At 64.9% G+C, this 24,280-nt stretch carries 20 protein-coding genes; 11 read left to right on the top strand and 9 right to left on the bottom strand.

Annotated features, from left to right (window positions below; genetic code table 11):
• Positions 1–202: 202 nt before the first annotated feature.
• From DV709_RS11160 to DV709_RS11150, 3 genes are read right to left on the bottom strand one after another with little or no spacing between them, the layout of a single operon-like run.
• The gene (locus DV709_RS11160; protein ID WP_117594514.1) at positions 203–1,069 is read right to left on the bottom strand and encodes a carbohydrate ABC transporter permease; all 867 of its coding nucleotides are present in this window, start codon (positions 1,067–1,069) and stop codon (positions 203–205) included.
• On the bottom strand, positions 1,069–2,094 hold the full coding sequence (locus tag DV709_RS11155) for a carbohydrate ABC transporter permease (RefSeq protein WP_117594513.1): 1,026 nt from the start codon (positions 2,092–2,094) through the stop codon (positions 1,069–1,071). The genes DV709_RS11160 and DV709_RS11155 overlap by 1 nt, the downstream gene beginning before the upstream one ends.
• A 2-nt stretch (positions 2,095–2,096) precedes the next feature.
• The gene (locus DV709_RS11150; protein ID WP_117594512.1) at positions 2,097–3,428 is read right to left on the bottom strand and encodes an ABC transporter substrate-binding protein; all 1,332 of its coding nucleotides are present in this window, start codon (positions 3,426–3,428) and stop codon (positions 2,097–2,099) included.
• A 104-nt stretch (positions 3,429–3,532) separates the two neighbouring features.
• Between DV709_RS11150 and DV709_RS11145 the strand changes: the two genes are divergently transcribed.
• The 6 genes from DV709_RS11145 (at position 3,533) to DV709_RS11120 (ending at position 12,199) form a co-directional block, all read left to right on the top strand.
• Positions 3,533–5,491, top strand: a complete 1,959-nt coding sequence (locus tag DV709_RS11145; protein ID WP_117594511.1) for an amylo-alpha-1,6-glucosidase — start codon at positions 3,533–3,535, stop codon at positions 5,489–5,491.
• A gap of 180 nt (positions 5,492–5,671) precedes the next feature.
• A complete protein-coding gene (locus DV709_RS11140) occupies positions 5,672–6,928 on the top strand; it encodes a Gfo/Idh/MocA family protein (RefSeq protein WP_117594510.1) in 1,257 nt (418 codons plus the stop codon).
• A gap of 396 nt (positions 6,929–7,324) precedes the next feature.
• Complete coding sequence (locus DV709_RS11135) at positions 7,325–8,323, top strand: BMP family lipoprotein (protein WP_232819734.1); 999 nt, start codon at positions 7,325–7,327, stop codon at positions 8,321–8,323.
• 74 nt (positions 8,324–8,397) lie between these two features.
• A complete protein-coding gene (locus DV709_RS11130; RefSeq protein ID WP_117594508.1) occupies positions 8,398–10,023 on the top strand; it encodes an ABC transporter ATP-binding protein in 1,626 nt (541 codons plus the stop codon).
• A 53-nt stretch (positions 10,024–10,076) separates the two neighbouring features.
• Positions 10,077–11,153, top strand: a complete 1,077-nt coding sequence (locus DV709_RS11125; protein WP_117595292.1) for an ABC transporter permease — start codon at positions 10,077–10,079, stop codon at positions 11,151–11,153.
• Positions 11,150–12,199 carry an ABC transporter permease gene (locus DV709_RS11120; protein ID WP_117594507.1) on the top strand — a complete coding sequence of 350 codons (1,050 nt, stop codon included), beginning with the start codon at positions 11,150–11,152 and terminating at the stop codon, positions 12,197–12,199. Before DV709_RS11125 ends, DV709_RS11120 begins: the two co-directional genes overlap by 4 nt.
• Before the next feature lie 179 nt (positions 12,200–12,378).
• Here DV709_RS11120 and DV709_RS11115 read toward each other — a convergent pair whose 3' ends face one another.
• Positions 12,379–13,137, bottom strand: coding sequence for a ZIP family metal transporter (locus DV709_RS11115; protein WP_117594506.1), 759 nt, complete (start codon positions 13,135–13,137; stop codon positions 12,379–12,381).
• Between the two features lie 47 nt (positions 13,138–13,184).
• Positions 13,185–13,661 carry a DUF6789 family protein gene (locus tag DV709_RS11110; RefSeq protein ID WP_117594505.1) on the bottom strand — a complete coding sequence of 159 codons (477 nt, stop codon included), beginning with the start codon at positions 13,659–13,661 and terminating at the stop codon, positions 13,185–13,187.
• A 335-nt stretch (positions 13,662–13,996) separates the two neighbouring features.
• On the opposite strand from DV709_RS11110, the gene DV709_RS18210 reads away from it, so the two are divergent.
• Positions 13,997–14,236 (top strand): type II toxin-antitoxin system VapC family toxin, encoded by a 240-nt coding sequence (locus tag DV709_RS18210; RefSeq protein ID WP_232819732.1) that lies wholly within the window; start codon positions 13,997–13,999, stop codon positions 14,234–14,236.
• 327 nt (positions 14,237–14,563) lie between these two features.
• Here the strand turns inward: DV709_RS18210 and DV709_RS11100 are convergent, their stop codons facing one another.
• Together DV709_RS11100 and DV709_RS11095 are read right to left on the bottom strand one after the other, a co-directional pair.
• On the bottom strand, positions 14,564–15,205 hold the full coding sequence (locus DV709_RS11100; RefSeq protein ID WP_117594504.1) for a pyroglutamyl-peptidase I family protein: 642 nt from the start codon (positions 15,203–15,205) through the stop codon (positions 14,564–14,566).
• Complete coding sequence (locus tag DV709_RS11095) at positions 15,202–16,587, bottom strand: M28 family peptidase (protein ID WP_117594503.1); 1,386 nt, start codon at positions 16,585–16,587, stop codon at positions 15,202–15,204. The genes DV709_RS11100 and DV709_RS11095 overlap by 4 nt, the downstream gene beginning before the upstream one ends.
• Positions 16,588–16,767: 180 nt before the next feature.
• Between DV709_RS11095 and DV709_RS11090 the strand changes: the two genes are divergently transcribed.
• Positions 16,768–18,246: a carotenoid oxygenase family protein gene (locus DV709_RS11090; RefSeq protein ID WP_117594502.1), complete on the top strand. Its 1,479-nt coding sequence runs from the start codon at positions 16,768–16,770 to the stop codon at positions 18,244–18,246.
• A 234-nt stretch (positions 18,247–18,480) separates the two neighbouring features.
• Entirely contained in the window at positions 18,481–18,621 is a 141-nt protein-coding gene (locus tag DV709_RS18055; RefSeq protein WP_198665707.1) for a DUF7503 family protein, read from the top strand.
• Here the strand turns inward: DV709_RS18055 and DV709_RS11085 are convergent.
• Positions 18,618–20,693, bottom strand: coding sequence for a hypothetical protein (locus tag DV709_RS11085; RefSeq protein ID WP_117595291.1), 2,076 nt, complete (start codon positions 20,691–20,693; stop codon positions 18,618–18,620). The genes DV709_RS18055 and DV709_RS11085 overlap by 4 nt on opposite strands.
• A 286-nt stretch (positions 20,694–20,979) precedes the next feature.
• Between DV709_RS11085 and DV709_RS11080 the strand changes: the two genes are divergently transcribed.
• The gene (locus tag DV709_RS11080; protein ID WP_117594501.1) at positions 20,980–21,504 is read left to right on the top strand and encodes a hypothetical protein; all 525 of its coding nucleotides are present in this window, start codon (positions 20,980–20,982) and stop codon (positions 21,502–21,504) included.
• A 20-nt stretch (positions 21,505–21,524) separates the two neighbouring features.
• Complete coding sequence (locus tag DV709_RS11075; RefSeq protein WP_157972720.1) at positions 21,525–23,483, top strand: hypothetical protein; 1,959 nt, start codon at positions 21,525–21,527, stop codon at positions 23,481–23,483.
• 247 nt (positions 23,484–23,730) lie between these two features.
• Here DV709_RS11075 and DV709_RS11070 read toward each other — a convergent pair whose 3' ends face one another.
• Positions 23,731–24,063, bottom strand: coding sequence for a DUF5789 family protein (locus DV709_RS11070; RefSeq protein WP_117594499.1), 333 nt, complete (start codon positions 24,061–24,063; stop codon positions 23,731–23,733).
• Positions 24,064–24,280 lie beyond the last annotated feature (217 nt).

Below are 24,280 nucleotides of genomic sequence, written 5' to 3'. Positions count from 1 at the left end.
AATTTCCGTCCGGTCGGAACAGACGGGTCGTGTAACTGTGGAAACGCAGAATTCGAACTCGTCGATTAAAGAACAGGCTCGCGTCTTTTCGGCCCGGTTCATCCTCGGTGATGGATGCGTCCGCTGGATTCACACTGACTTCTCTCGTGGGCGAAGTGGTTCAGCCGAGTAGAACAGAACGGAACGGTACGCGGAGCCGAACCTACCCCTTCATGCCGCTGAGGCTCATCCCGCGGATGAAGTAGTTCTGCGCCGCGAGGAACGCGACGAGCACGGGCGCGACGATGATGAGCGCCGCGGCCATCATCAGCCCCCACTCGGCGAAGTACTGGTTTCTGACGGCGAACAGCGCCACCGGCAGCGTGTACATCTCGTTCTCGTTGGCGATGATGAGCGGCCACTGGAAGTTGTTCCACGCGCCCATGAACGTGAAGATGGCGAGCGTCGCCAGCGCGGGTTTCGCCAGCGGCAGGTAGATCTTGTAGAACGTCTGGAACTCGTTGCAGCCGTCTATCTTCGCCGCCTCGCCGAGGCTCGTCGGGAGGCTCTTGAAGTGCTGCCGCAGGAGGAAGATGCCGAACGGCCCCGCTATCAGCGGCGCGATGAGCCCCTGGTAGGTGTTCGTCCAGTCGAGTTCGACGAGGATGAGGTAGACGGGGATGAGCGTCACCATGCCCGGAATCATCATCGTCGAGATGAAGCCCAAGAAGAGCTTGTCTCGACCCCAGAAGTCGAGCTTCGCCAGTGCGTAGCCCGCGAGGCTGTCGAACGTGAGGTTGAACAGCGTCACCGCGCCCGCGAAGATGACGGTGTTAACGAACCAGCGAACGAGCAGGATGTCGGGGCGCTCCCACAGCTGGACGAAGTTCTGCAGCGTCACCGCCGCCGGGATGAACGACACCTCCGAGGCCTGCGGGTTCGCCGACAGCGACGTGGTGATGGTCCACCAGAAGGGGAGCGTCATCCACAGCGCGCCCGCGGTGACGACGACGTACAGCAGCGCCGTCTTCGACCAGTAGCCGACGCCCGAGCGCTCGTAGCCGGGGTACTCGTAGCTGGAGCGCGCCATCAGTACTCCACCTCCCCGGACTGCTGGTGTTTGTACTGGTAGTACGAGAAGGCGAAGATGATGAGAAAGAGGATGAACGCCATCGCCGCACCCTCACCCATCGCTCCCTCGTCGAAGGCGCGCTGGTAGATGAGAAGCACCGTCGTCGTCGTCGCGTAGTACGGCCCACCTTCGGAGAAGACGAGCGCGATGCCGAACACCTGGAACGCGCTGATGACCGCCATCACGATGACGAAGAAGTTGGTGTTCCCGAGGTTCGGCCACGTGACGTGCCGAAACAGGTGCCAGCGACTCGCGCCGTCGATGCGGGCGGCCTCGTACAGTTCCTCGGGGATGTTCTGCAACCCCGCGAGGAAGAAGATCATGTTCGAACCGATGCCGCCCCAGACGGCCATGAGCATCACGCCGCCGAGCGCGGTGGCCGGGTCACCCGCCCAGTTGTGCGCCAGGCCAATCGGTCGAAGAAAGTTGTTGATGACGCCGTCCGCCGAGAGGAACCAGCGCCACATGACGGCGCTGGCCGCGCCGCTCAGCATGACCGGCATGAAGTAGGCCGCGCGGTAGGCTTTCTTCGCGCGCACCCGTTTGTCGAGCATCAGCGCGACGGCGAGGCCGCCCAGAATCTGCAGGGGGACGGTGCCGACGGCGTAGACGACGGTGTTCTTCAGCGAGTACCAGAAGAGGTTCTCGGTCGGGTTCGTGAACACGCGCAGGTTGAGCCCCTCGGAGGTCACCGGCAGCGGTTGAAGCACGGTCAGGTAGTTCTCCAGTCCGACGAACTCGCCCGCGTTGCGGAGGATGCTCCACTCCTGAAAGGAGACGTAGAACGCGAACAGCACCGGGCCGAGCAGGAACATCGAGAAGACGAGGACGTTGGGCGCGACGAACAGCCACCCCATCAGGTTGTCCTGGTCTTCGGTGACGCCCACGCGTCTCCCGGCGGCGGTTCGTCCTCGCCCGAGGTAGTCGCGGGCGGCGCTCCCGAAGGAGTCGTCGCCGCCGGCGTCACCTTCTTCGAGCGCCATCGTCAGTTGAAGACTTCCGAGTTGATCTTCTGCTGGGCGTTTTCGAGCGCTTCACGGGCGGACTGCTCGCCGAGCATCGCCCCCTCCAGTTCGGGGTCGAGGCGGTTGACGATGGCCTCGCTGTTCGGCCCGTAGGCGAACGGGTGCGACCACTCGCCGGCTTCGAGCATCTTCTGCTTGCGCGGGTTCTGCTCGTAGTAGTCGAGATCGGCGTGGGACTTCCGCGCCGACAGCGCGAGCCCCTTCTCGGCCCATCGAGCCATCCCCTCGTCGCTGGTCAGTTCCCGGACGAGCATCTTGGCCGCCTCGGGGGAGTCGGTTCCCGTCGAGACGCTGTAGGAGACGGGGAACGCCGTCGTCGCCTTCTGGCCGCCCTGCGGCGTCGGCAGGTGCGCCACGTCGACGTTCTCGTCGACGTCGGGCGCGTCCTCTTCGAGGTACGGGAACGCCCACGCGCCGATACCGGCGACGGCGACCTGTTCGTTGCCGATGGCCGCGCCGTGCCAGTCCGCGCCGATGTCGCTCGGCACCGCGAGCAGCCCGTCTTTCTTGAGGTCGGTGAGGAACTGCAGCGCCTCGACGCCCGCGTCGGACGCGAGTGCGACGCCGCTGCCGTCGTCTTCGAGAATCTGGCCGCCGTTCTGGTAGATCATCGCGTGCCAGATGCGGGCGTTCGGGAACTCGATCATCGGCGCGTCGACGTCCAGATTGCTGTCGATGGTTTCGAGCGCCGAGCGCAGGTCGCTCCACGTCTCGGGCACCTCCGCGCCCGCCTCCTCGAACATCGCGGTGTTGTGGAACAGCCCGAGCGTCGAGAAGTCCTTCGGGATGCCGTACAGCGTCCCGTCGTACCGGAACGCGTCGAGCACCGGTTCGATGAAGTCGTCGAGGTTGTAGTCGTCGGCCTCGCCGAGCGAGTCCATCTCCAACAGCACGTCCTCGGAGGCGAAGGAGCTGAAGTAGCTCCCGTCGAGGTAGAAGACGTCCGGCGCGTTGCCCGCGCCGAGCTGCGTCTTCATCTTCTGTTTGTACTCCGACTGCACCGCGTTGTACTCGACGCTGACGCCCTCGTTGTCGGACTCGAACTCCGAGAGCAGCTCCTTGACGAGCTCCGACTCGGTGTCGTCGGCGGCCCACCCCGAGAGCGTCAGGTCGCCCGACACGTCGCCGGACCCGCCGCTGCCGGAACCGTTCGACCCGCCGGAGCCCCCGGAGCCGCCGTTTCCGGAGTCGTTCGAACAGCCGGCGAGCAACCCCGCAGCGCCGGTCGCACCGGCCGCGTGCACGAATCGTCGTCGTGTCATCCCGCCGAACCGCGTGCTATCGTCTGCCATGTTCAGGACATATGTACACCGATTAATAAACATTCGGGATTTCTCACTACTGGAGTAGTGTGAACCGGGACGTATAACTGGGGGCCGACCGCAACACACGACAGATGAAGACAGACAGCACCGTGGCGAACGGGTCGACCTTCCTCGTGACCGACGAGGACGGCGCGCCGACGCGTAGCCACGACGGGTTCTACCACCGAGACACGAGGCGTCTCGACCGGTACCGACTCGGGGCGAGCGGGAGAACGCTCGAACCGCTCGAACTGGTCGACGTCCGCCCCGCCGAGCGACTCGTCCACCTCGCGACGCCGCTGGAGCGCGGCGCGCGAGCGCTGCAACTGAGTCGCCGCCAGTTCGTCACCGACGGCCTCTACGAGTCGGTGACCGTCACGAACCTCACGCGCGACCCCCACACGGAGACGCTCGAACTCGCCGTCGGCACCCGGTTCGACGACCTGTTCGAGGTGCGCGGCTTCGACGGCAACGCGCTCCGCGACCGAGATATCGACGTGGAGACGCGCGAAAACGGCGTGACGTTCACGTACGACCCCGACGACGTTGAATTCGACGCGTCGGTCTCCGTGATCGCGAATCGCGACGTCGAGGTCGGCGTCGAGACCGCGGGCGACCGGGTCGACGCGACGCTGTCGGTGCCGCTGGAATTCGACCCGCAGGAGTCACAGCAGCTCTCGCTGGCGGTGACGACCGACGGGCCGACCTCGAACGTGCGGGCGGCCGTCGACGCGGCCCGCGACGAGGTCCGCGAGCGCGAACGCGAGTGGGCCGAAGCGACGACGCTGGAGGACGCGCCCGCAGGCTGGGAGTCGGTGCTCGAAGAGAGCCGCGAGAACCTGTTGGAGCTCCGTCTCGACACCGAGTATGGACCGATGCTCGCCGCGGGGATGCCGTGGTTCGCGACCGCGTTCGGCCGCGACTCGCTCATCGCCGCCTACCAGTCGCTCGGCCTCTCGACCGAGTTGGCGAAGGGCACCTGTCGCTACCTCGCCGCCCACCAAGCCGAGGCGGAAGACGAGTTCCGCGACGCCGAACCGGGCAAGATTCTCCACGAGGTCCGTTACGGCGAACTCGCCGCCCGCGGCGAGGTGCCGCACTCGCCGTACTACGGCACCGTCGACGCGACGGCGCTGTTCGTCGTGCTCGTCCACGAGACGTGGAGGCGCACCGGCGACGACGCCTTCGCCGAAGAGATGCGCCCGCACGTCGAACGCGCACTCGGCTGGCTCGACGAGTACGGCGACCGCGACGGCGACGGCTTCCTCGAGTACCCGACCGACGGCGGCGACGGCAGCCTCACCCATCAGGCGTGGAAGGACAGCGGTGACGGCATCATGCACCCCGACGGCGAGCATCCCGAGGGACCGCTCGCGGTCGCCGAGGTGCAGGGCTACGCGTACGACGCCAAGCGCCGCGCCGCCGACCTCGCACGCCACGCCGGCGACGAGGCGCGCGCGACCGAACTGGAGCGCGAGGCCGCCGCCCTCAAGGAGGCGTTCGACGAGGCGTTCTGGCTCCCCGAGGAGAACTGCTACGCCGTCGCGCTCGACGGCGGGAAAGAGCGGGTCGCGTCGGTGACGACGAACGCGGGTCACTGCCTGTGGAGCGGCATCGTCCCCGAGGCGCGGGCGGACGCGCTCGTCGACCGCCTCGTCGCCGACGACATGTTCACCGGCTGGGGCCTCCGGACGCTCGCGGCGAGCCACGGCGTCTACAACCCGCAGAGCTACCACCTCGGCAGCGTCTGGCCGCACGACAATTCGCTGGTCGTCCTCGGGATGGCCCGTTACGGCCGCGTCGACGCCGCCCGACGGGTCGCGGAGGGGCTGGTCGCCGCCGCGGAAAAGCGCGGCAACGACCGCCTGCCCGAACTGTTCGCGGGCTTCGAGCGCGAGGAGACCGAAGTGCCGGTCTCCTACGGCGAAGCGTGCGAACCGCAGGCGTGGGCCGCCGCTGCCCCGCTGGCGTTCCTGCAGGCCGTCGCCGGAAGCGTCGCGGAGGTCCCCGACGAACCGGACTCGCGGGACGCGCCGACGCCGAGTTCGTAGGCGCTGACAACCGCGAGGCTCCGTTTGGGACGGCGATGCGCTGCGCGGTCGCCCCGGGAATACGACGCTGGTGACGCTGTTCGTCTCGGCCGTGGCGAGTACAGTACGACACTGCACGGAGAGAGGGCGAGCGGCGTGTCAAGCTATTTATATTGCCGACGGCGATTGCTCATCGAGTACATGTCAGCGAACGATTCACTAGGAATCGGGTTCGTCGGTGCCGGATTCATCACGGATACGTTTCACTCCGAGACGCTTCGCGGGATTCGCCACGCCCACGCGGCCGGTGTGATGAACCCCACCCGGAGCAAGGCCGAGGCCGTCGCCGAGAAACTCGAGGAGTACGAGTGCGGCGACGCGACGGTCCACGAGTCGGTCGGCGACCTCACCGAAGATCCGGATGTGGACGCGCTCTGGATCACCAGTCCGAACTTCACCCGTCTCGAAACGGTCGAAGAGATCGTCAGTGCGGTCGAAGACGGTGCCAACCTCGACGGAATCGCCATCGAAAAGCCACTCGCACGCAATCTCACGGAGGCCAGGCGAGTCGTCGAACTGATCGAGTCGATCGATGTCGCCCACGCGTATCTCGAGAATCAAGTCTACATGCCCGGCGTGGAGAGGGTCAAAGCGTTGCTGTGGGAGAGCGCCAAGGCGGCGGGTCGTCCCTACCTCGCGCGGTCGGCCGAGGAGCACGCGGGACCGCACTCGGCGTGGTTCTGGGACGGGGAGAAACAGGGCGGAGGCGTTCTGAACGACATGATGTGTCACTCCCACAAGGTCAACAAACACCTGCTCGAATCGACGACGGGTGACGACCTGACGCCGCTCGCGGTCACCTGCGACCTCTCGACGCTGAAGTGGGCGCGTGAGGAGTACGCAGACCGGCTTGCGGCGGATTTCGACGTCGATTTCCAGTCGAAGCCGACCGAGGATTACGCACACGCGACGGTGTTCTACGAAACCGACGACGGGGAAGTCGTCGTCGCGGAGTCCACGAACTCGTGGTGTTTCGTCGGTTCCGGACTCCGGATAACCATCGAACTGCTCGGCCCGGAGTACTCGGGGAACATCAACACGCTCGAATCCGGCGTCGGTATCTTCGTCTCGTCCGATAACGAGGACGACGCGGGCTACGTGGTCGAGAAACAGCAGGCGACGCAAGGAGAGATGGCCGTCATCCCCGACGAGGTGACGACGTACGGGTATCTGGACCAGAACCGTCACGTCGTTTCCGCGTTCCGTGCGGGCGAGAACGCTCGAGAGGACCTCCACGACGGACTGGAGGTCGTCGAACTCTGTATGGCCTCGTACCTCGCTGCCGAACGCGGAGAACGTGTCGAATTTGCCGATGTCGACCTAGAGGGGTACATTCCCGCGCCCGCACGCGGAGAGTTCGATCCGTACCCGGCCGAATCGACGGGTGACCGACCGTAGCGGTCGCGCGACCGACAATCGGGGGTGTCACTACTCTCACCGATGAGACGACGAACGCGTTGATAATGGCCGGAGCGGCCCGAGGTTGTTTGCTATTCGAAAATGTCTTAACTAATTTGTTGGAATCCGTGGATTATGTCGAGCATTCGGGAGAGGGCAGACCTACTTCTCGGTGGCAGTTTCGGTGAATAGATGTCAACTATGCGGCAACATTGTTGGTAGTGCATAGAATCATATACTCGAATTACGGTTGGTAGTTGTATGATGCCTCACAGGAAAGATGGGTGTAGCCGCAAAGACTCGGACAGCGAGATATCATCGGTCGACCGCCGGTCGTTTCTCCGGTCGGGAGCGGCAGGAGCAGCGGCGGTCGGCGGACTGTCGCTGGCCGGTTGTATGAGCGGAGGCGGCGGAGGCGGCGGAGGCGGCGGCGCCGAGTACCAGATGACGATTATTTCGAGTCCGGCGGGCTTCGACGACCAGGCGTTCAACGACAACGCGCTTTCGGGACTCGAAGACGCGGCCGAGGAGTGGGACATCGACGTCAATCAGGTCGAGGAGACGAACCAAGGCGCGTACGCCGAGCGGCAGGCCGACGCCGCCGAAGCCGGCCCCGACCTCATCGTGCTGGTCGCCGACCAGCACACGGACCCGCTGCAGGAGAACGCTCCCGAGTACCCCGACGTCAACTGGATGCTCATCAACAACGTCGTCGAGGAACCCAACGTCTCGGGGTGGATCGAGATGAACCACGAGATGTCGTTTCTCGCCGGTGTCGGCGCCGGGACGCTGACGCAGGAAGAGATCGAACACGAGGGGAGTTCGACGAACCCCGACGAGAGCACCGTCGGCTTCGTCGGCGGTGAGGAGATTCCCCTCATCGAGGCGTTCGAGGTGTCGTACAGACAGGGCGTCGAGTGGGTGGACGACAGCATCGAGGTACTCACCGGCTACGGCGGCAGTTTCAGCGACCCGTCGGGCGTGAACGACCAGGCCGTCTCGCAGTTCGACAGCGGGGCCGACATCGTCTGGCACGCGGCGTCGGCCGCGGGCGAAGGGGCGTTCCAGGCCGCGGACGACAACAATCGGTTCGCGATCGGCGTCGACAGCGACCAGTCGGTCGCGTTCGACAGCTATCAGGACGTCATCCTCGGTTCCGCCATCAAAGCGCTCAACGAGGCGACGTACGAGGTCGCGGGGGCCGTCGTCAACGACGAATGGGACAGCGTCCAGGGAGAACAGAACCTCTCCACGGAGGGCGGACAGATCGACTGGGTGACCGGCCAGGCGTTCGACGGCAACATGCCCGACTCGCTCGACCAGAACATCCAGGACGCGAAGGACGCCATCGTCAACGGCGAGATCGACTTCGAGTGCGGTCCGACCGGGTGTTGAGCCGAGAGCGAAGCTTTTCGGCCGATATTTTATTCCCCTCCAAAAGAGCGTATCATGACTAACACGAGCGCACTATGACTACGAATAGCACACCCCCGGCCGTGAGATTAGCGGGAATCACCAAACGGTTCGGCGACGTCGTCGCGAACGACAGCGTCGATTTCACCCTCGAGGCGGGGTCGATTCACGCGCTCATCGGCGAGAACGGGTCCGGAAAGACCACGCTGATGAGCATTCTCTACGGTCTCTACGATCAGAACGAGGGGACGATACACGTCGATGGCGAGGAACGGTCGTTCGACACCCCCCGGGACGCGATGAACGCGGGAGTCGGTATGATTCACCAGCACTTCCAGCTCGTGATGCCGATGACCGTCCTGCAGAACGTCGTTCTCGGCCACGAGCCGGTGAAAAACGGGTTCGTCGACGAAGAGCGCGCGCGAGAAGAGATCGAAGCCATCAGCACCCGCTACGGGTTCGACGTCGTCGAACATCTCGACACCCCGGTCAGGGAACTCGACCTCGGGACGAGACAGCGCGTCGAAATCGTCAAGAGCCTCTACCGCGGGGCCGAAATTCTCGTTCTCGACGAACCGACGGCCGTCCTCACGCCGCAGGAAGTGGACGGACTGATCGACCTCATGGAGGACCTCAGAGCGGACGGCCGCTCTCTCATCTTCATCTCGCACAAACTCGACGAGGCGTTGGCGGTCGCCGACGATATCACCGTTCTCCGCGACGGCAACGCGGTCGGGACGGTGTCCGCGTCCGAGACGTCCGAGGCGGAACTCGCCCGCATGATGGTCGGTCGGAACGTCCTGTTCGAAAGCGACGCCCGCGAGACGACGGTCGGTGAACCAATTCTCGAAGCCGAGAACCTCCGGGTCGCCGGAGATCGCGGCCTGGAGAAAGTCTCGGATGTGAGTCTCTCGGTGAGAGAGGGCGAAATTCTCGGCATCGCGGGGGTTCAGGGGAACGGGCAGACCGAGTTGGTCGAAGCCCTCACCGGTCTCCGAACCCTCAGTTCGGGCGTCGTCCGATTCGACGGCGACGACATCTCGGCGGCGTCGAGGCGCGACCGAATCGAGGCGGGTATCGCCTACGTTCCCGAAGACCGCCACGTCGAGGGGTTGGTGATGGAGTACGACCTGGTCGAAAACGGACTGCTCGGAAATCAGACGATAGCGCCGTTCGCGAACGGCGGCTTCCTCGATTGGGGGGCCGTCCGCGAACACACCGAGGAGATCATCGAGGAGTTCGACGTGCAACCGCCGAACCCCGACAGCGAAGCGGAGTCCCTGTCGGGCGGAAACCAACAGAAGTTCATCGTCGGTCGGGAACTCGGCCACGAGCCGGACGTGTTGGTCGCCTCCCACCCGACTCGCGGCGTGGATATCGGGGCGATAGAGTTCATTCACGAACGGCTGACCGAACTCCGCGACGAGGGACTCGCGATTGTCGTCGTCTCCTCGAAGTTGGAGGAGATTCAGGCGCTCTCGGACCGAATCGCGGTCATGTACGAAGGCGAGTTCATCGACACGGTGGACCCGGGCGACGTGACCGAAGCGGAACTCGGCCTCCTGATGGCCGGACAGCGCCTCGACGACGAGGGCGACGCGTCCGAGGACGGAGTGCCAGAGGGCGAGGTGTCTCCGAGCGGGACGTCCGGGGACGAATCGAGTAGCGGGGTCGAGACGTGAGTTCGACCGACGAACCCGGCGCTCGGTCGCTTCTGGACCGCGTCGGCGACCGACTGTTCGACGCCACGGTGCTGGAACGCCTCGGCATCGCGCTCGTGTCGATACTCACCGCGATTCTCCTCGGCCTCCTCATGGTCGCCGCCGCGGGGTACAATCCGATAGTCTTCCTGAACAACTTGATCGTCGGCGCGATCGGGAGCGAGCGAATGCTGGCGCGAACGCTACGGATATCGACGTTCTTCATCGTAACCGGCGTCGCCGTCGCCATCGCGTTCAGAGCGGGCGTGTTCAACATCGGCGTCCAAGGTCAGTTCGTTGTCGGTGGACTCGCCTGCGCCATGTCCATTCTCTGGGCGGCCCCGTACCTGCCCAGCGGGGGGCTCGGCGGGGTCGGTCTGATGCTCATCGGAACCGTCGCCGCCGCCGTCAGCGGCGGCTTGTACGGCGCGCTCCCCGGCGTGTTGAAGGCGTACGCCGACGCGAACGAGATAATCACGACGATAATGCTGAACTTCATCGCGATCGGCGTCGTCAGTTGGCTGATCACGAACCCGTTCCGGGAGGCGGGGTCGACGAACGTCCAGACCGAACCGCTCCCGGCCAGCGTCGGACTCCCGCCGGTCGTCTTCGGCGAGTCGGGGTTCTCGGTCGTCGGACTCGTCCTCACGCTCGCGCTCGTCGCGGTCGTCGCCATCGTCATGGCGCGAACTCGCTTCGGCTACGACATGATGACGAGCGGCTACCAGGCGTCGGCCGCGGTGTACTCCGGCGTGGACGCGAAGCGAAACGTCGTCGCGACGATGACGTTCTCCGGTGCGGTCGCCGGACTCGCGAGCGCGCTCTTCGTCATCATGTACCAGGGGCGGTTCCTCGAACCGGCGAGCATCCACACGTACGGCTACGACGCGATCGCGGTGAGTCTGCTCGCGGCGAACAACCCGCTCGGCGTCGTCCCGGCGGCGCTGCTGTTCGGCGGCCTCAATTCGGCGACGTCGTACATTCAGATCTACAGCGACGTCCCCGTCCAACTCATCGACGGTATCGTCGGAATCGTCATCCTCTTCGTGGCCGTTCCGGAGCTGTTCCGCATGGCCGCACACCGGGCCGAGTTCGGAGGTGAAGACGAATGAGCGTCGTCGAGTACGCCGGTCGTAAACGAGTCAGGCTGGTCAGCCTCGCCGTCGTCGCGGCGCTCGCCGTCGGGGTGGTGGCGACCGTCGCGTTCGACGTCCCGCTCGAAAGCATCTTCACGCCCGGATACGTCGCCCGGTCGATGGAGTTGGCGGCACCCATCACGCTCGCGGCGATTGGCGGCCTGTACGCCGAGAAGAGCGGCGTGTTCAACATCGGACTCGAGGGGTTCATGATATTCGGCGCGTTCTTCGCGGCGGTCGGGACGTACTTCGCGGGCGGTAGCGGGCCCGTCCACGCGTGGGCCGGAATCGCGTTCGCGACGGCGCTCACGACGGTACTGGCGTCGCTGTTCGCCGTTCTGTTGATTCGGTACAAGGCCGACCAAATCGTCGCCGGTCTCGGCGTCTGGTTCATCGGTCTCGGTCTCGCTCCGTTTGCGGCGTCCGTCATCTGGGGGTCCAGAAACAGCCCCCGAATCCCTTCCGTCGGGCGACTGACCGTGCCGGGCCTCAACGAGATACCGTATCTCGGGCGAATCGTCTTCGACCAGTCGCCGCTCGTGTGGCTCACCGCTCTCGTCGTGGTCGGTTCGTGGGTGTTCCTCTACCGAACGAACTACGGCTACTGGATTCAGGCGGCGGGCGAGAATCCGGAGGCGCTCGATACGGCCGGTGTCGACGTCAACCGCGTTCGCTACGCGGCGGTGATATTCTCGGGGGCGATGGCGGGCCTCGGCGGTGCCGTGTTACTCGCCCACAGTTCGTCGTTCGTCGGCACCGGCCAGACCATGGTCGACGGTCGCGGATGGCTCGGCATCGTCGCCTATCTGTTCGGGAACTACAATCCGCTCGGTGCGGCCGTAGCGGCACTTCTCTTCGGAGGGGTCGATATGCTGCAGGGACAGCTCCAAACGCTGAACATCGATCTCTCCGCCAAGTTGCTGGAGCTGCTCCCGTACGTCGTCGTTATCGTCGTTCTCAGCGGGTGGGGGAAGACGCGGGTTCCCGCATCTGTCGGCGAGCCGTACGAGTCGGAGGACTGACTACCTCCCGCGACGTTTCTTGAACCGCAAAAAACCGGGCAGAAGCCACGCCTGCGGCGTTCACTTCGCTCCCTCGTTAGCCGGTCGGTCGCGAACTCGTCGCGACTGGATCGAGACCGCAAGTTCCGGGTTCGAAGCCCACAGATACACTCTCTGTACTCCCATTCGACGGATTCTCCTCACCCGGTTACTCCACCAAACAGTCTGATTCCGAGCATGAGAACGATGCCGACGAGGAAGACGAGAAAGTAGCGCCCGGAGCGGAGCGTGTCGTCTTCCCGCTTTATCTCCGGAATCAAGTCCGAACTGGCGATGTAGATGAAGTTACCCGCCGCGAACGGAAGCAGGAACGTCGAGAGGTCGGCGAAGACGTTGTCGAGGTAGAAGCCGACGACACCGCCGAGGATGACGGTCGACTGCGTGAGATAGTTGAGGACGAGCGCCCGGCGTCGGTCGAACCCGCCGTAGACGAGAACGCCGAAATCTCCAATCTCCTGCGGGACTTCGTGGAACGCGATCGCCAACGTCGTGACCAGGCCGAGCGGCACGCTCACGAGGAACGCCCCGGCGATGACGAGTCCGTCGATGAAGTTGTGGAGCGTATCGGAGACTAAGACGAGGTAGGAGACGGGTTCGTGTTCGTGGGTCGTAGCGTGGTGGTGGTGCCACCGAAGGAACTGTTCGAGCACGTAGAACAGACAGAACCCGCCGATGACCGTCAGAAACAGCGGCAGCGTGTCCGCGGATTCCGTTTCGGCGACCGCCCGGGGGAGGAGATGGAGGAACGCACCCCCGATGAGACTCCCCGCAGCGAAGGCGACGAGGCCCAACAGTATCCTGTCGGTCAACTCGTCGCGCAGAAACAACGTGAGAACGCCGACCCACGCGGTGAGACTGACGCCGACGGTCGTGACGACGATCCACCCGAGCGGGCTCATCTATCCAGTATCGTGTCGGCGAGCGTATAAATCATCTAGGCGGCCCGTCAGTCGCTGAGGAACGTGCGGTGGTCCGCGAGGTAGTCGTACCCGCCGCCGAGAACGAGTCCGTATATCAGGTACGACACCAGCGTCACGGCCAGCAGCGGGAGGTCCTCGGCGACCGTTTCGGTTCCGACGAAGACGCCCAACAGAGCGCCGACGACGTATCCGGACCAGAGGATGAGTCCGAACACCGCGCCGTGGGCGACCCCCGACTCGCCCGGGAGTCCCCACGTGAACCCGCCGAAGAGGAGCGGCCAGGCCACCGCGAAGATGAGTCCGAACCAGAGGTACGTCAGCAGCGTCGCGGTGAGCGTCCCGAGTCCGCAGTAGGGAGGTCCGCCGACGGCACAGAGACTCGTGAAGGTGGCGAACACGAAGGGTTCTGTTCCGGGGAGCAACACGTCCGCAGCGAAGAGAAACACGAGAAGTACGACTGTCGCTACGACTCCCGCTCCGAGGCTACTTCGGATCGGACCCATAGGATAGTATTGACTCCGTTACACAAAACTGTAGGCTTGATTCCGGAGTTGCGAACGACTCTGCGGAACCGTCCGAGAGCGAGGAGTCGAGCAACGCCGATTCGACGGGACGAAGCAAATCGGTTCGACAGAGCGGAACTCTCGAACAGAGAAAGCGATTTACAGGCACGCCTGCAATTACTGGTAATGGGTAGCTACGCAACGCCGCCGAATCGGGCTGACGAATCGTCCGACGACAACGAACCTCGACCGCGACTGGGCGATCTTCTTTCGGGCCGATTTGCAGATGTAGACCTCGATTCCGTCGAAGCAGTCCGTAACGAACGAAAGTAGGAATGAAGGTCTTCATCGATACGAACGTCTTCATTGCCAGTCTGACCGACGAACCGGGCCGCGGCGAGGTTGCGACGCAGTTACTCAATAAAGACTACGAGTTCTGTACATCTATTCTAAATCTCATGGAGATTCGGTCAGTGATGACCAAGAAGAAGCGCGTTGAGCAAGACCGAGTCGAAGCGGTATTATCTGATATTTACAGTACTGTGGACATATACGCACCCGAAATCAGTGACTAAATCACGGCGTATGAATTACAGCGGGACAACCTCCTCTATACGATGGATTGCGTCCTTCTCGCATTGGCGGACGACGTGAACGCGACGTTGACTACTTTCGATGGAGAGATTCTCGACCACGGTGGTGTCGCACCAAAAGAGTTGATTGACTAGTTCGACCCGAGCAAGAACCTGCTATCGTGGTTTTTTGATAACAGGCCGCGTTCCTTCCTCGGGCCCGGTGCACTCGTTCGATTCCCGTGAGAACCGTCGTTTAAGTGTGACATCCAATCCAGTACGAAGATCGGTGGAGGACGATCAAAGGAGAGTCAACCAGAGACAGCCGACTCAGCCGCCAAGCGCCGTCTCGAACGCCAACTCGACCGCCCGTTTCTGCAGTTCGAGCGGGAGGCTCGCCTCCACCGCGCCGCCCGCCGTCGCTTCGTCCTCGCTCGCTTTCTCGGCGGCCATCTCCGGCGTCAACGGCATGTGGACGAACCCCATCGGCGTCTCCAGCCCTTCGCGCTCCAAGAGCGCCCGCGTACTGTACAGCACGTTGTTGCAGAGGTGCGTTCCCGCCGTGTTCGAGACGCGCGCGGGGATACCGGCGTCCAACAGCGACTCGACGACCGACACCACCGGAAGCGTCGAGAAGTACGCGTCCGCGCCGTCGGCGTCGATGAATTCGTTTCGCGGTTCCGCATCCGCGTTGTCGGCGACGCCGCCGCAGTCGTTGACGTTGACGCCGATTCGTTCGACGGAGACGGCGGAACGGCCGGCCGCGAGTCCGGTCGAGACGATTACGTCGGGGTCGTAGTCGGCGACGAGCGTCGCCATCTCGTCGGCGGCGACGGCGTACTCGACCGGCAGCACGCGGCCGACGATCTCGTGACCGGCGACGGTCCCGCCGTCGAGTTCCTCCGCGAGCGTCTGCGTCGGGTTCTCGTCGTCGTCGCCGAACGGTTCGTAGCCGGTGAGAACCAGCGTCATCGGCTCTCGTTCGCCCCGCTTCGAGCGTCGTCGTCGTACGGCCAGCGTCCGCCCATCTTCAGTTCGGTGACGTAGCCGGCGTCGATGCTGTCTCGAATCTCGCGGCGCGTCTTGTGCGGCGTCTCCACCTCGTCGCTCGCGAGATGATAGGCAGTGCTCGCGAGAATCGTCGCCACGTCGCGCAGGTCGCGCGGGTCGAGTTTGTCGAGCGTGTCGGCGTGGGTGTGTCCCCAGCCGCGGCCGCTCTGGTCGGAGGTCGAGGAGGCCATCACCGCGGGGACGCCCTCCTGGACGAACGCCCACTGGTCGCCGTGCGGCGAGATGGTGTCGCCCGACTGGATGGGGACGTCGAGTTCCTCGCCCACCGCCTCGAACGCCTCGCCCATCTCGTCGAAGCCGTTGGTGCCGACGCGGACGTTCCGGGAGTTCGCCGGGCCGTCGACGTTCAGGACGCATTTCACCGAGTCGAGGTCGCGGCTCTCCGCGAAGTGGTAGGCGCCCCAGAGGCCGATCTCCTCGGAGCCGAACGTGACGAACCGAACGCGGGAGTCGAGGTCCGATTCGACCTGCGCGAGCAGTCGGCCGATTTCGGCGACGAGCGCCGACCCCGCACCGTTGTCGTTCGCGCCGTCGGCGATGTCGTGGGCGTCGACGTGCGCGGTCACGAGCACCTCTTCGTCGGCGTCGGCGGGGCCGAGGACGCCCTCGACGTTTCTCGATTTCGTCGGTTCGTTTCGGCAGTCGACGTCGAGTTCGACGACGAACCCCTCCTGTTCGTCGGCGTAGCGCGCGAGTCGCTCGCCGACTTCCTTGGAGACGCCGACGGCCGGAATCGGCCCCGGTCGGTTGTGGTAGCCGACCTCGCCGGTCGGCGGCAGCGACCCCTCGATGTGGTTTCGGAAGAGGAACCCGGTCGCGCCGTGGTCGGCGGCGTTGACGTACTTCTCCATGCGGTGGAGCCACCGGTCGGTGTTCTCCGGGGTGTCGCTGGAGACGAGCGCGATTGCGCCCTGCAGGTCGTCGCCGACCTCGTCGAACTCCTCGTAGGTACCGTCGCCGACGTCGACGACCGGCCCCGACACCGTCCCCGACGGCGACCCCGGCAGCGCCAGCACGTCGTGTTGACTCTCGTGGCGACGCGGATGCGACCCGCGGAGTTCGATAGCGGAGCTGCCGCGCCACCAGCCGGGGATGTCGAACTCGTCTATCTCGACCTCGCGCAGGCCCGCCTCCTCGAAGGCGTCGGCGACGACCGCCGCGCCCGCCTTCTCGCCCTCCTGTCCGGCCATCCGGTTGCCGACGTCGACGAGCGACCGGAGCGTCTCCCACCCGAAGGTGCTGGTCTGTGCGTCGCCGACGACGTCGTCGGGAAGTCGTGTCATGCGAGAGCGTTCGTCGGGGACGACAAGAGTGTCGGGGAAGCGGTCAGCTACTCGAACTGCACTCCGGACGCGGAGGGGACGGAACGACCAGGACAAACACCATTCGGCTGGCGACTGACTCCTCGGTATGGACTGCGGAGCCGCAGTCGAAGCGGTAGCGATAGTCGAGGTGACGCACCGATGAGCGGCGACCACCGACTCGGCTTGCGACCCGCGACGACCGAGTACACCGACGAACCGCTCCGAATCGAGGGTGAGATTCCACCGTGGCTGGAGGGGACGCTCGTCCGCAACGGCCCGGGGTCGTTCGCCGTGGGCGACCGCCGAGTCAACCACTGGTTCGACGGACTTGCGATGCTGCGCCGCTTCCGCATCGGCGACGGCGAGGTCCGGTACAGTAACCGGTTCCTGCGGAGTCGACAGTTCCGCCACGTCCGCGAGCACGGACGCCTCCGCCTCCGCGAGTTCGGTACGGACCCGCAGTGGCGCGGCCTCGGTCACCTCCGGCGGTTCGGGACCGGTGCGGCGACGGACAACGCGCCCGTCGACGTGGTCTACCTCGGCGGTCGCCATCTCGCGGCGACGGAGACGCCGCGGTGGACCGTCTACGACCCCGAAACGCTCCGGACGCGGGGGGAACGGGAGTTCGACGACGAGGTCGGACGGGCGGGCCCGCTCGCGCACGTCCACTACGACCCGTTTCGAGAGGAGATTGTGGGCGTCGCGACGCGCTTCGGCCTCCGGAGCGAGTACGTCGTCTACCGCGTCCCCGACGGGAAAGAGCGGCGCGAGGTGGTCGCGCGGATTCCGATTCGCCGCCCCGGCTACCTCCACAGTTTCGCGCTGACGCCGAACTACGTCGCCGTGCTCGTCCCGCCGTTTCGGACCTCGCCGCTCGCGTTGCTCCGGGACCGCCCGTTCGTCGAGAGTTACCGCTGGGAGCCCGAACGAGGGACGCGCGTCCTCGTCGTCGACAGAGAGAACGGCGAACTCGTCGTCGATACGCGGACCGCGCCGTGTTTCGTCTTCCACCACGTCAACGCCTTCGAGCGAGACGGTGCGCTCCACTTCGACGTGGCGGCGTTCGAGGACGCGAGCGTCGTCGACGCGTTCTCTCTCGACAGCTTCGACTCGCCCGAGTTCGCGCCGCCGGGCGCGGAACTCCGTCGCCTGCAGGTCGACCCCGAAACCGGGCACGTCGTCACGCGGACGTTACATCCGGGTCACGTGGAGTTTCCGACCACCCATTACGCGCGCTACAACACCCAGCCCTACCGCTACGTCTACGGCGTCGGAACCGCCGAGCGCTCGCCCGAGAGCTACGCCGACCGAATCGTGAAAATCGACCTCGGCGAGCGAGCCGGTCGCTACCAGGCGTCGAGAAGGTGGACCGAGCCGAACGTCTACCCGGGCGAGCCGCTCTTCGTCCCGCGGGTCTCGCCCGAGACGGACGGAAACGGCGAGGAGACCGCCGCGGAGGACGACGGCGTGCTCCTCTCTATCGTTCTCGACGCCGACGCCGAGCGGTCGTTTCTCCTCGTGCTCGACGCGGCGACGATGACCGAGCGCGCTCGGGCGGTGTTCGACGCGCCGATTCCCTTCGACTTTCACGGCCAGTTCTACCGCAGTGGCGAGCGACCGACCCGTTCGATGGCGTAGCGAATCTGCCGAAGAGACCGTCGAGAGACGGCGTGCCGGCCGCGACGACCCAAAAACGACAGCGGCCGAGAGTAGGCGGAAGAACCACATACCCCCCGTGAGAAAGGATAACTCGGCGGCTGTCGTGACAGTTGATAAATGCGTTATTCCGTCTAGATGCTGATATTATATTATTGAATTATCTGTGGGAAGTGTTTAAATATACTCATTATCTCGGGGGGTGTCGTCTGTAGTATGAGCCAGAACGACTCTGCGATGGCGAACTACCTCAAAAACAACCCCCGGATGGTCGGCGTCGTCTTCACGATGATGCTGCTTCTCTCACAGGCAGGAAACGCCGCGGCGGCGGCAGCGGGAACGGTCGCCGGACCCTAAAGCTCGTACAGCGGAATCTTGTTGCTCCACCGGAGTTCGTGACGGAGGCGGACGGGCATCTCTTCGAGCTGTAGCAACTCCGCCAACTCCGATTTAGATACCTCGAACGAAAGTTGGCTGTTCGAGTTGAGCGTGTACTCTTCGTTAGAAGAGACATACGGGAGGATGAGCCCACCCATTCCCGACCGGTCAGTGGGATATCCTCGAATTTGGACCGTATAGCGCTCACTATCCTCGCACTCTTCGACAACGCACAGCAGCGGCGTCCCGCTCTCGGCCTGCGCGATGGCGAGGCCACCATCACCGACGACGACGTACTGATTGCCGACGATGCTCTCGCCGCGAGCGATCTCGAGCGCGACCGACAGCGGGAAGCCCCCGTTGAGCAGGCGCGCCAGCGTCGAACCGATGCGCACTGCGCCGCTGTTGATGACGTCCGAGAGCGTGACGATACCGCCGATGGCTCCGGCCTCGATGAGCGACAGTCCCTGTTCGTACGACGTACAGCCGTTCAACAGGAACGCGTCGACACCCACGTCGTCGAGTTCGCGCGCGTCGAGGCGGCCGTCGGTGCACTCGAAGCCGCCGTCGTCGATGTGGCCGATGTAGTGGAGGAACTCCGTCTCCTCGCGGAGCACCTCGGCCAACTCGTCGGTGGTGAGTGATCGGTGGATGCGGACGTCGAACGGGAGTTCGTCGCGCGACCCGTACACCCGGTCGATGTCGTCACGCTCCTCGCTCATCTGGGCGTCGTTGCAGACGACGACGATGTCGATGTCGTCGTCGTCGGCCACCGTCCGACTGAGTCGGTTGCGATACGCTTCGATGGTGGCCTTGTTCGCGCCGACGGGCGCTCCGTCGCCGACCCACGCTTGCTCGACGGAGTCGGCCGACTCGGGTTCGACGAACTCCATCGACGACGGCTGTGCCGCCGTACTCCGGGTGAACTCGTCACTGTCGCGGAGGAACTCCTGAACGGCGTCGACCTGTATCTTCGGCGCGGTCGACGCCTCAGTTTTCGTGGGCGTGCGCACGATTGCGAGGTCGTCGACGAGAAACGGCAGTAGCTCTGCGCTCTGGGCCGTCGGCGCGACGTGGCTGACGAGTTTCCACTCCGGTTGGTGCGGTTCCAGCGTCTCGCACGGAATCGAGAGGTACGCTTCGAGTCGCTCGTCGGAGGGTAACTCGTAGAGCCGTTCGAAGTCGATGTCGGCGGTCGATTCGACCGCGCGACGCTCGTGGAGGTCGACTTTGTATAGTCCCTCGGTCCGACAGAGGCAGTCGAGGAAGAACACGTGACGTAAGACGCGCTCGAGTTCTTTCTCGACGCCCTCGCAGGTGTCGAGTCGGTGCTCGAAGCCCGAGTCGGTCACGAGGCGAGCCACTGGACCGGGTTCGACGCGTGCACCGAGGTAGTACGCGAGCGGTGCGGCCGTGTGGACGTACGAGCGTTCGCGCGGGAGTTCGATGCGGATGCCCGTCTCGGGGGCGACGACGTCGTCCGGTGCATCGAACGTCTCGCCGAGTTCGACCGTCGGCGGGTGACCGCGGAGCGTCGGGTAGGACCGCTCCGGCGTCGTCGTCTTCATCGCCGACCCGAACAGCGAGACGGCGCGCATCACGTCCTCGACCGAGTCGCCGACGGTGATGGTTCCGGCCGGGTGCTCGTGGTGCGAGCGCCCGCCCAGCGATACCGTCGTCTCCGCGCCGAAGTCGAGACGCTGCTGCGTGCGGTCGACGGTGAGCCCGCTCGACACGCGCAGGTACATCTTGATTGGCGTACAGAGTTCGACGGCGTACTCGCCGTCGGGGAGCGTGAGCGAGTCCGAGGGAGTGACGTGTGCGAGCATCGTCCCGTCGGTGTCGCGGACGTAGATCGGGACGACCGTCGGCAGCGTCAGCGACGACGTTCGGAACGAGACGGCGGCGTCGACGGGGAACCGAAACTCGTCGGTGTCGACGGGTTCGGGGTCGACCGGATTCGGCGTCCCGAGTTCGTATCGGTGGCGCTCGACGGGGTCGACGACTTCGATGCCGTCGCCGCCGTCGTTGCACCCGAACCGTACGGTCATCGAGACCACCTCCGGGTAGAGGCCACGGTTGGGTGAGTAGTCATTGCCCATTGAATTTGGCTGAAAGTATAACAATGTGTCGGCGTCGCCGAAGGTTCGACGAAATGTCTTCAACCGGGGCCAGAAGTCGCATCTGGCCGCGGCAGATGCACTTCTTGCAGGAGGAGAAGACGCCGCAGTCTGGCGAAACCGGCCGTCGAACATCGGTTTTCCCGCCGATAACGTCAAATCACACGTATTTCAGTTCCGACGCATTTATCCAGTCTCTCTGTCGTTCGCAGGTAGCATGCGAACGTCGGGCACCGTCGTGTGGCTCTCGGTTCTGCTAATCGCGGCACTCTCGATAGCGAGCGGCCCGCTCGTCGGCGGCGTCGACTTCACGTCCGCGGGGGACACGACCGGCGAGAGCGGGTCCGAGGGTGCGCTCGGAGCCGGGAACGCGACGGTCACCGACGTTTCTCTCGATGCAGCGGGAGTCCGACTCGAGCGGGGTGACTACGGTTCGAAGGCGTACTACCTCCGGGTCCCGGATGCGACGGTCCGGCTCCGGTCGGTGACCGGTCGTCCGATGCTCAGCTACAAGATCCGGGTTCCCGCGCTCGGTCTCGAACGGAGTTCGGCCGTGTTTCTGAACGAGTCGTACACCGAAGCCGGGGCGACGACGCTCGCGTTGACAGTCGACGACGACCCCGTCGACCCCGAGCGGGTGACCGAGTCGAGTTACGAGGCGGAGCTGTCGGTGCTGTTGCGGACGGAGTCGGGGAGTCGGACGCTTCGGCAGCTCTCGGTCACCGTGGAGGTCGAGGAGTGAGCGACTCGAAGCGACGTTTCGTGACCGCAGTTTTCGGCGATAGAGCGGGTCTCGCGCTGTTTCTCTTCTCTCTCGCCTTCTTCGGGCTGTTCTGGCGCGTCGGCGTGTTCGTCAACGACACCTACACCGTCGCCAACGCGTTCGTCGGCGTCGCCGACGGTCACCTCTACGTCGACGAACTCCGATACGGCCCGGCCGACGGCGCGACGCCGGGAATGAACGTCGTCGACGGCCGGCTGTACGGTCGAAACTACGGACAGATGGCGCTCGCGCTCCCGATACTGTGGGCGCTCGAACTGAGCGCGCTCGTCGCGGACCCCCGACTCGTCGTCGTCGGCCTGTGGAGTCTCACTGTCCTGGGCGCGTGTGTCGTCGCTGGACGGGTCGCCGGTCGTCCAGCGGTGGGCGACGTTGTCGGCTCCGTCGCCGCCGTGGGACTGTTCGCGGCGAATCTCCCGTTTGCGACCCCGCTCGACCCGAAGTGGTTCCCGTTGATGGCGCTGCAGTTGGCGTCGATGCTCGCGGCGGCGCTCGCGGGCGTCGTCACGTATCGGTTGCTCGCGCGCGTCGCCGACAGGAGAGCGGGACTCGCCGCGGGGGCGATACTGACCGTGGCGACGCCCGTGGGCTTCTGGGCGTCGTTGCCGAAGCGACACGCGACGATGGCGCTCGTCGTCGTCGTGGTGCTGTACACGTTCTATCGGAGTCGAGAATGCGCCGAAAGCGACCCTCGACGCGCGCTCGGCTTTCGGGCAACAGCGTACGCGACGGTCGGCCTCTCGACGTGGGTGCAACCCGCCGAGGCACTGACGCTGTTCGTCGCGCTCGCACCGGTCGACCTACTGACCGCGCGGCGCACCGACTGGCGCACGCTCGGCGTCGTCGCCGTCGCGTTCGCGCTCTCGCTGCTCCCGTTTCTAGCGACAAACGCGGCCGTGACTGGAAATCCGCTGTCGCCGCCGCGTCTGTGGCCTCGGTTTACCGGTGAGCAGGCGCTCGCGGTGGACCCGACGAGCGGAACCGGTAGCGAGAGCGTTGGTAGCGAGGCCGGCGGCAGCGAGACTGTTGGTAACGAGACTGTCGACATCGGAACCGGCGGCGGAGGAGACGTGAGCGGAAACGGCGGTGACGCCTCGAACGCCGGCTTCGTCGCATCCGTCGGCGTACTCCTCGTCAGCGCCCTCGACCGAGCGGCGCTGTTCGGCGAGTTCGTCAGCCGGGGACTGCACGCGAGCGTCGAACCCGTCCGACTCTACCGCATCTTCGTCCGCAGCGGCTATCTCGCCGGCGTCGCCGGCGACGACGGCGGCGAAGCGGTCAACATGGCGCTCGTCGAGTCCGCGCCCGTCCTCGGTGCGCTCGTCGGGATGGTCCCGCTCGCGGTTCGCCGGGTACGCGAGCGAGCGGGGACACCATCGAGTCGAGAGTCACTCCGCGAACGCCCCTTCCGGTTCCGTACGACGCTCCAGTCGCCGACGCGCGCGACGGACCTGCTGGCCGTAACGAGCTTCTCGACGTTCTCGCTCATCTACCTGCACCGACTGCCGTTGCACGCGATGGTGACGGTTCGGTATCTCGTGCCCCTGGTTCCGATACTGGTCTACGCGGTGGTTCGTCTCGAAAGCGTCCGTGACGCACTCGGTGAGTGGTCGACGCTCGGATGGAGCTACGTAGGAACGGTCGCTGTCGGCGGTCAGTTGCTGTTGCTCGCACTGCTGCTCGACGGCGTCCAGTTGGGCGAGGCGATCCAGTTGCACGCGCTGGTCCATCTCGCGGCCGCGACGGCGCTGGCGCTGTGGGTTCTGTTCGCTGCGCGTCGTGACGAGACGCATCCGCGCGTCGGTGCCGTACTGGTGGGCATCGCCTGCGGGTCGACGACGGTGTTTCTGCTGCTGTCGGGCTGGGAGTACTTCGGGTACGCGGGCGAGTTCGCGCTGCCGGCGATTCGGGCGCTGTCGCGGGCGCTGCCGCTGTTCTAACGAGCAGTCGGGTGAGCGCGCACACCGTGTCGGCTCCTCGTACTCGGTGCCGTTGCGGTGTGCGGGAATAGCGCGACCGTCGAAGAACTCGACAGCGCCGGGAACGTCGCGTCGACGTCACCGTCGCGGTCGGCCGAGCCGACTGTATCGGTCCGACAGTGGAGCGCGGCGGACCAACTTTCCAAAGAACCCCGGTCGAACTCCGGGGGAGCGGGTACGAACCGAGTTCGATGCGCGGAGCGTTTTCTCAGCGCCGTATCTGTCCCTGTATCTGGCTTCGGACGTCGTCGGCGGAGGTGTACGTTCGGTCGTCGGCCGGAGCGAGCACCTCGTCGACGGGCTTCCAACCGCCCTGCGTTTCGACCTCGCGGTCGCCGAAAGCCTCGATCAGTTCGTCCGTCGTCGCCGGATACTCGTGGGTTTCGAGCGCGTCGTCCAACTCGCCGAGTCCCTCTTCGGGTTCGTCGGGCACCGGTTCGGTCTCGTCAGCGCGGTCGCGCGCCTCCTGCATCTCCCGCTCTCGTTGGCGTCGCTCCGCATCGTCGGCTTGCTTGTCTCGACTCTTTTTCGTATCTGCCATCCTCTACACTACGGGAGTGAGCGATAAAACGCTGTGGCCGTCCACGGTAAAGCGCTCAATCAAGTGACTCTGTCGGCCCGTTCGCTCGGTTCGACCGTGTCTCGGATGTTACGACGGCCTCTCGGGAGATTCCGCGGGATGTCGGTTCGCTCCGAAAACAGTTTACAGAACACACTTCCGATTTGTTACATTTGACACCGTCGACGGTTCTGATAAA

Source organism: Haloprofundus halophilus (assembly GCF_003439925.1).
Lineage (GTDB): Archaea > Halobacteriota > Halobacteria > Halobacteriales > Haloferacaceae > Haloprofundus > Haloprofundus halophilus.
The sequence above is the reverse complement of the archived record's forward strand: the minus strand, read 5'-3'. Positions and strand labels throughout refer to the sequence as shown.

Bases quoted from the DNA above. Each gene is read 5' to 3' on its own strand.
- DV709_RS11140 (WP_117594510.1), top strand. From the start codon at position 5,672: ATGTCAGCGAACGATTCACTAGGAATCGGGTTCGTCGGTGCCGGATTC.
- DV709_RS11130 (WP_117594508.1), top strand. From the start codon at position 8,398: ATGACTACGAATAGCACACCCCCGGCCGTGAGATTAGCGGGAATCACC.
- DV709_RS11110 (WP_117594505.1), bottom strand. From the start codon at position 13,661: ATGGGTCCGATCCGAAGTAGCCTCGGAGCGGGAGTCGTAGCGACAGTC.
- DV709_RS18055 (WP_198665707.1), top strand. From the start codon at position 18,481: ATGAGCCAGAACGACTCTGCGATGGCGAACTACCTCAAAAACAACCCC.
- DV709_RS11090 (WP_117594502.1), top strand. From the start codon at position 16,768: ATGAGCGGCGACCACCGACTCGGCTTGCGACCCGCGACGACCGAGTAC.
- DV709_RS11155 (WP_117594513.1), bottom strand. From the start codon at position 2,094: ATGGCGCTCGAAGAAGGTGACGCCGGCGGCGACGACTCCTTCGGGAGC.
- DV709_RS11085 (WP_117595291.1), bottom strand. From the start codon at position 20,693: ATGACCGTACGGTTCGGGTGCAACGACGGCGGCGACGGCATCGAAGTC.
- DV709_RS11150 (WP_117594512.1), bottom strand. From the start codon at position 3,428: ATGGCAGACGATAGCACGCGGTTCGGCGGGATGACACGACGACGATTC.
- DV709_RS11095 (WP_117594503.1), bottom strand. From the start codon at position 16,587: ATGACACGACTTCCCGACGACGTCGTCGGCGACGCACAGACCAGCACC.
- DV709_RS11160 (WP_117594514.1), bottom strand. From the start codon at position 1,069: ATGGCGCGCTCCAGCTACGAGTACCCCGGCTACGAGCGCTCGGGCGTC.
- DV709_RS11145 (WP_117594511.1), top strand. From the start codon at position 3,533: ATGAAGACAGACAGCACCGTGGCGAACGGGTCGACCTTCCTCGTGACC.
- DV709_RS11100 (WP_117594504.1), bottom strand. From the start codon at position 15,205: ATGACGCTGGTTCTCACCGGCTACGAACCGTTCGGCGACGACGACGAG.
- DV709_RS11070 (WP_117594499.1), bottom strand. From the start codon at position 24,063: ATGGCAGATACGAAAAAGAGTCGAGACAAGCAAGCCGACGATGCGGAG.
- DV709_RS11135 (WP_232819734.1), top strand. From the start codon at position 7,325: ATGAGCGGAGGCGGCGGAGGCGGCGGAGGCGGCGGCGCCGAGTACCAG.
- DV709_RS18210 (WP_232819732.1), top strand. From the start codon at position 13,997: ATGAAGGTCTTCATCGATACGAACGTCTTCATTGCCAGTCTGACCGAC.
- DV709_RS11120 (WP_117594507.1), top strand. From the start codon at position 11,150: ATGAGCGTCGTCGAGTACGCCGGTCGTAAACGAGTCAGGCTGGTCAGC.
- DV709_RS11115 (WP_117594506.1), bottom strand. From the start codon at position 13,137: ATGAGCCCGCTCGGGTGGATCGTCGTCACGACCGTCGGCGTCAGTCTC.
- DV709_RS11080 (WP_117594501.1), top strand. From the start codon at position 20,980: ATGCGAACGTCGGGCACCGTCGTGTGGCTCTCGGTTCTGCTAATCGCG.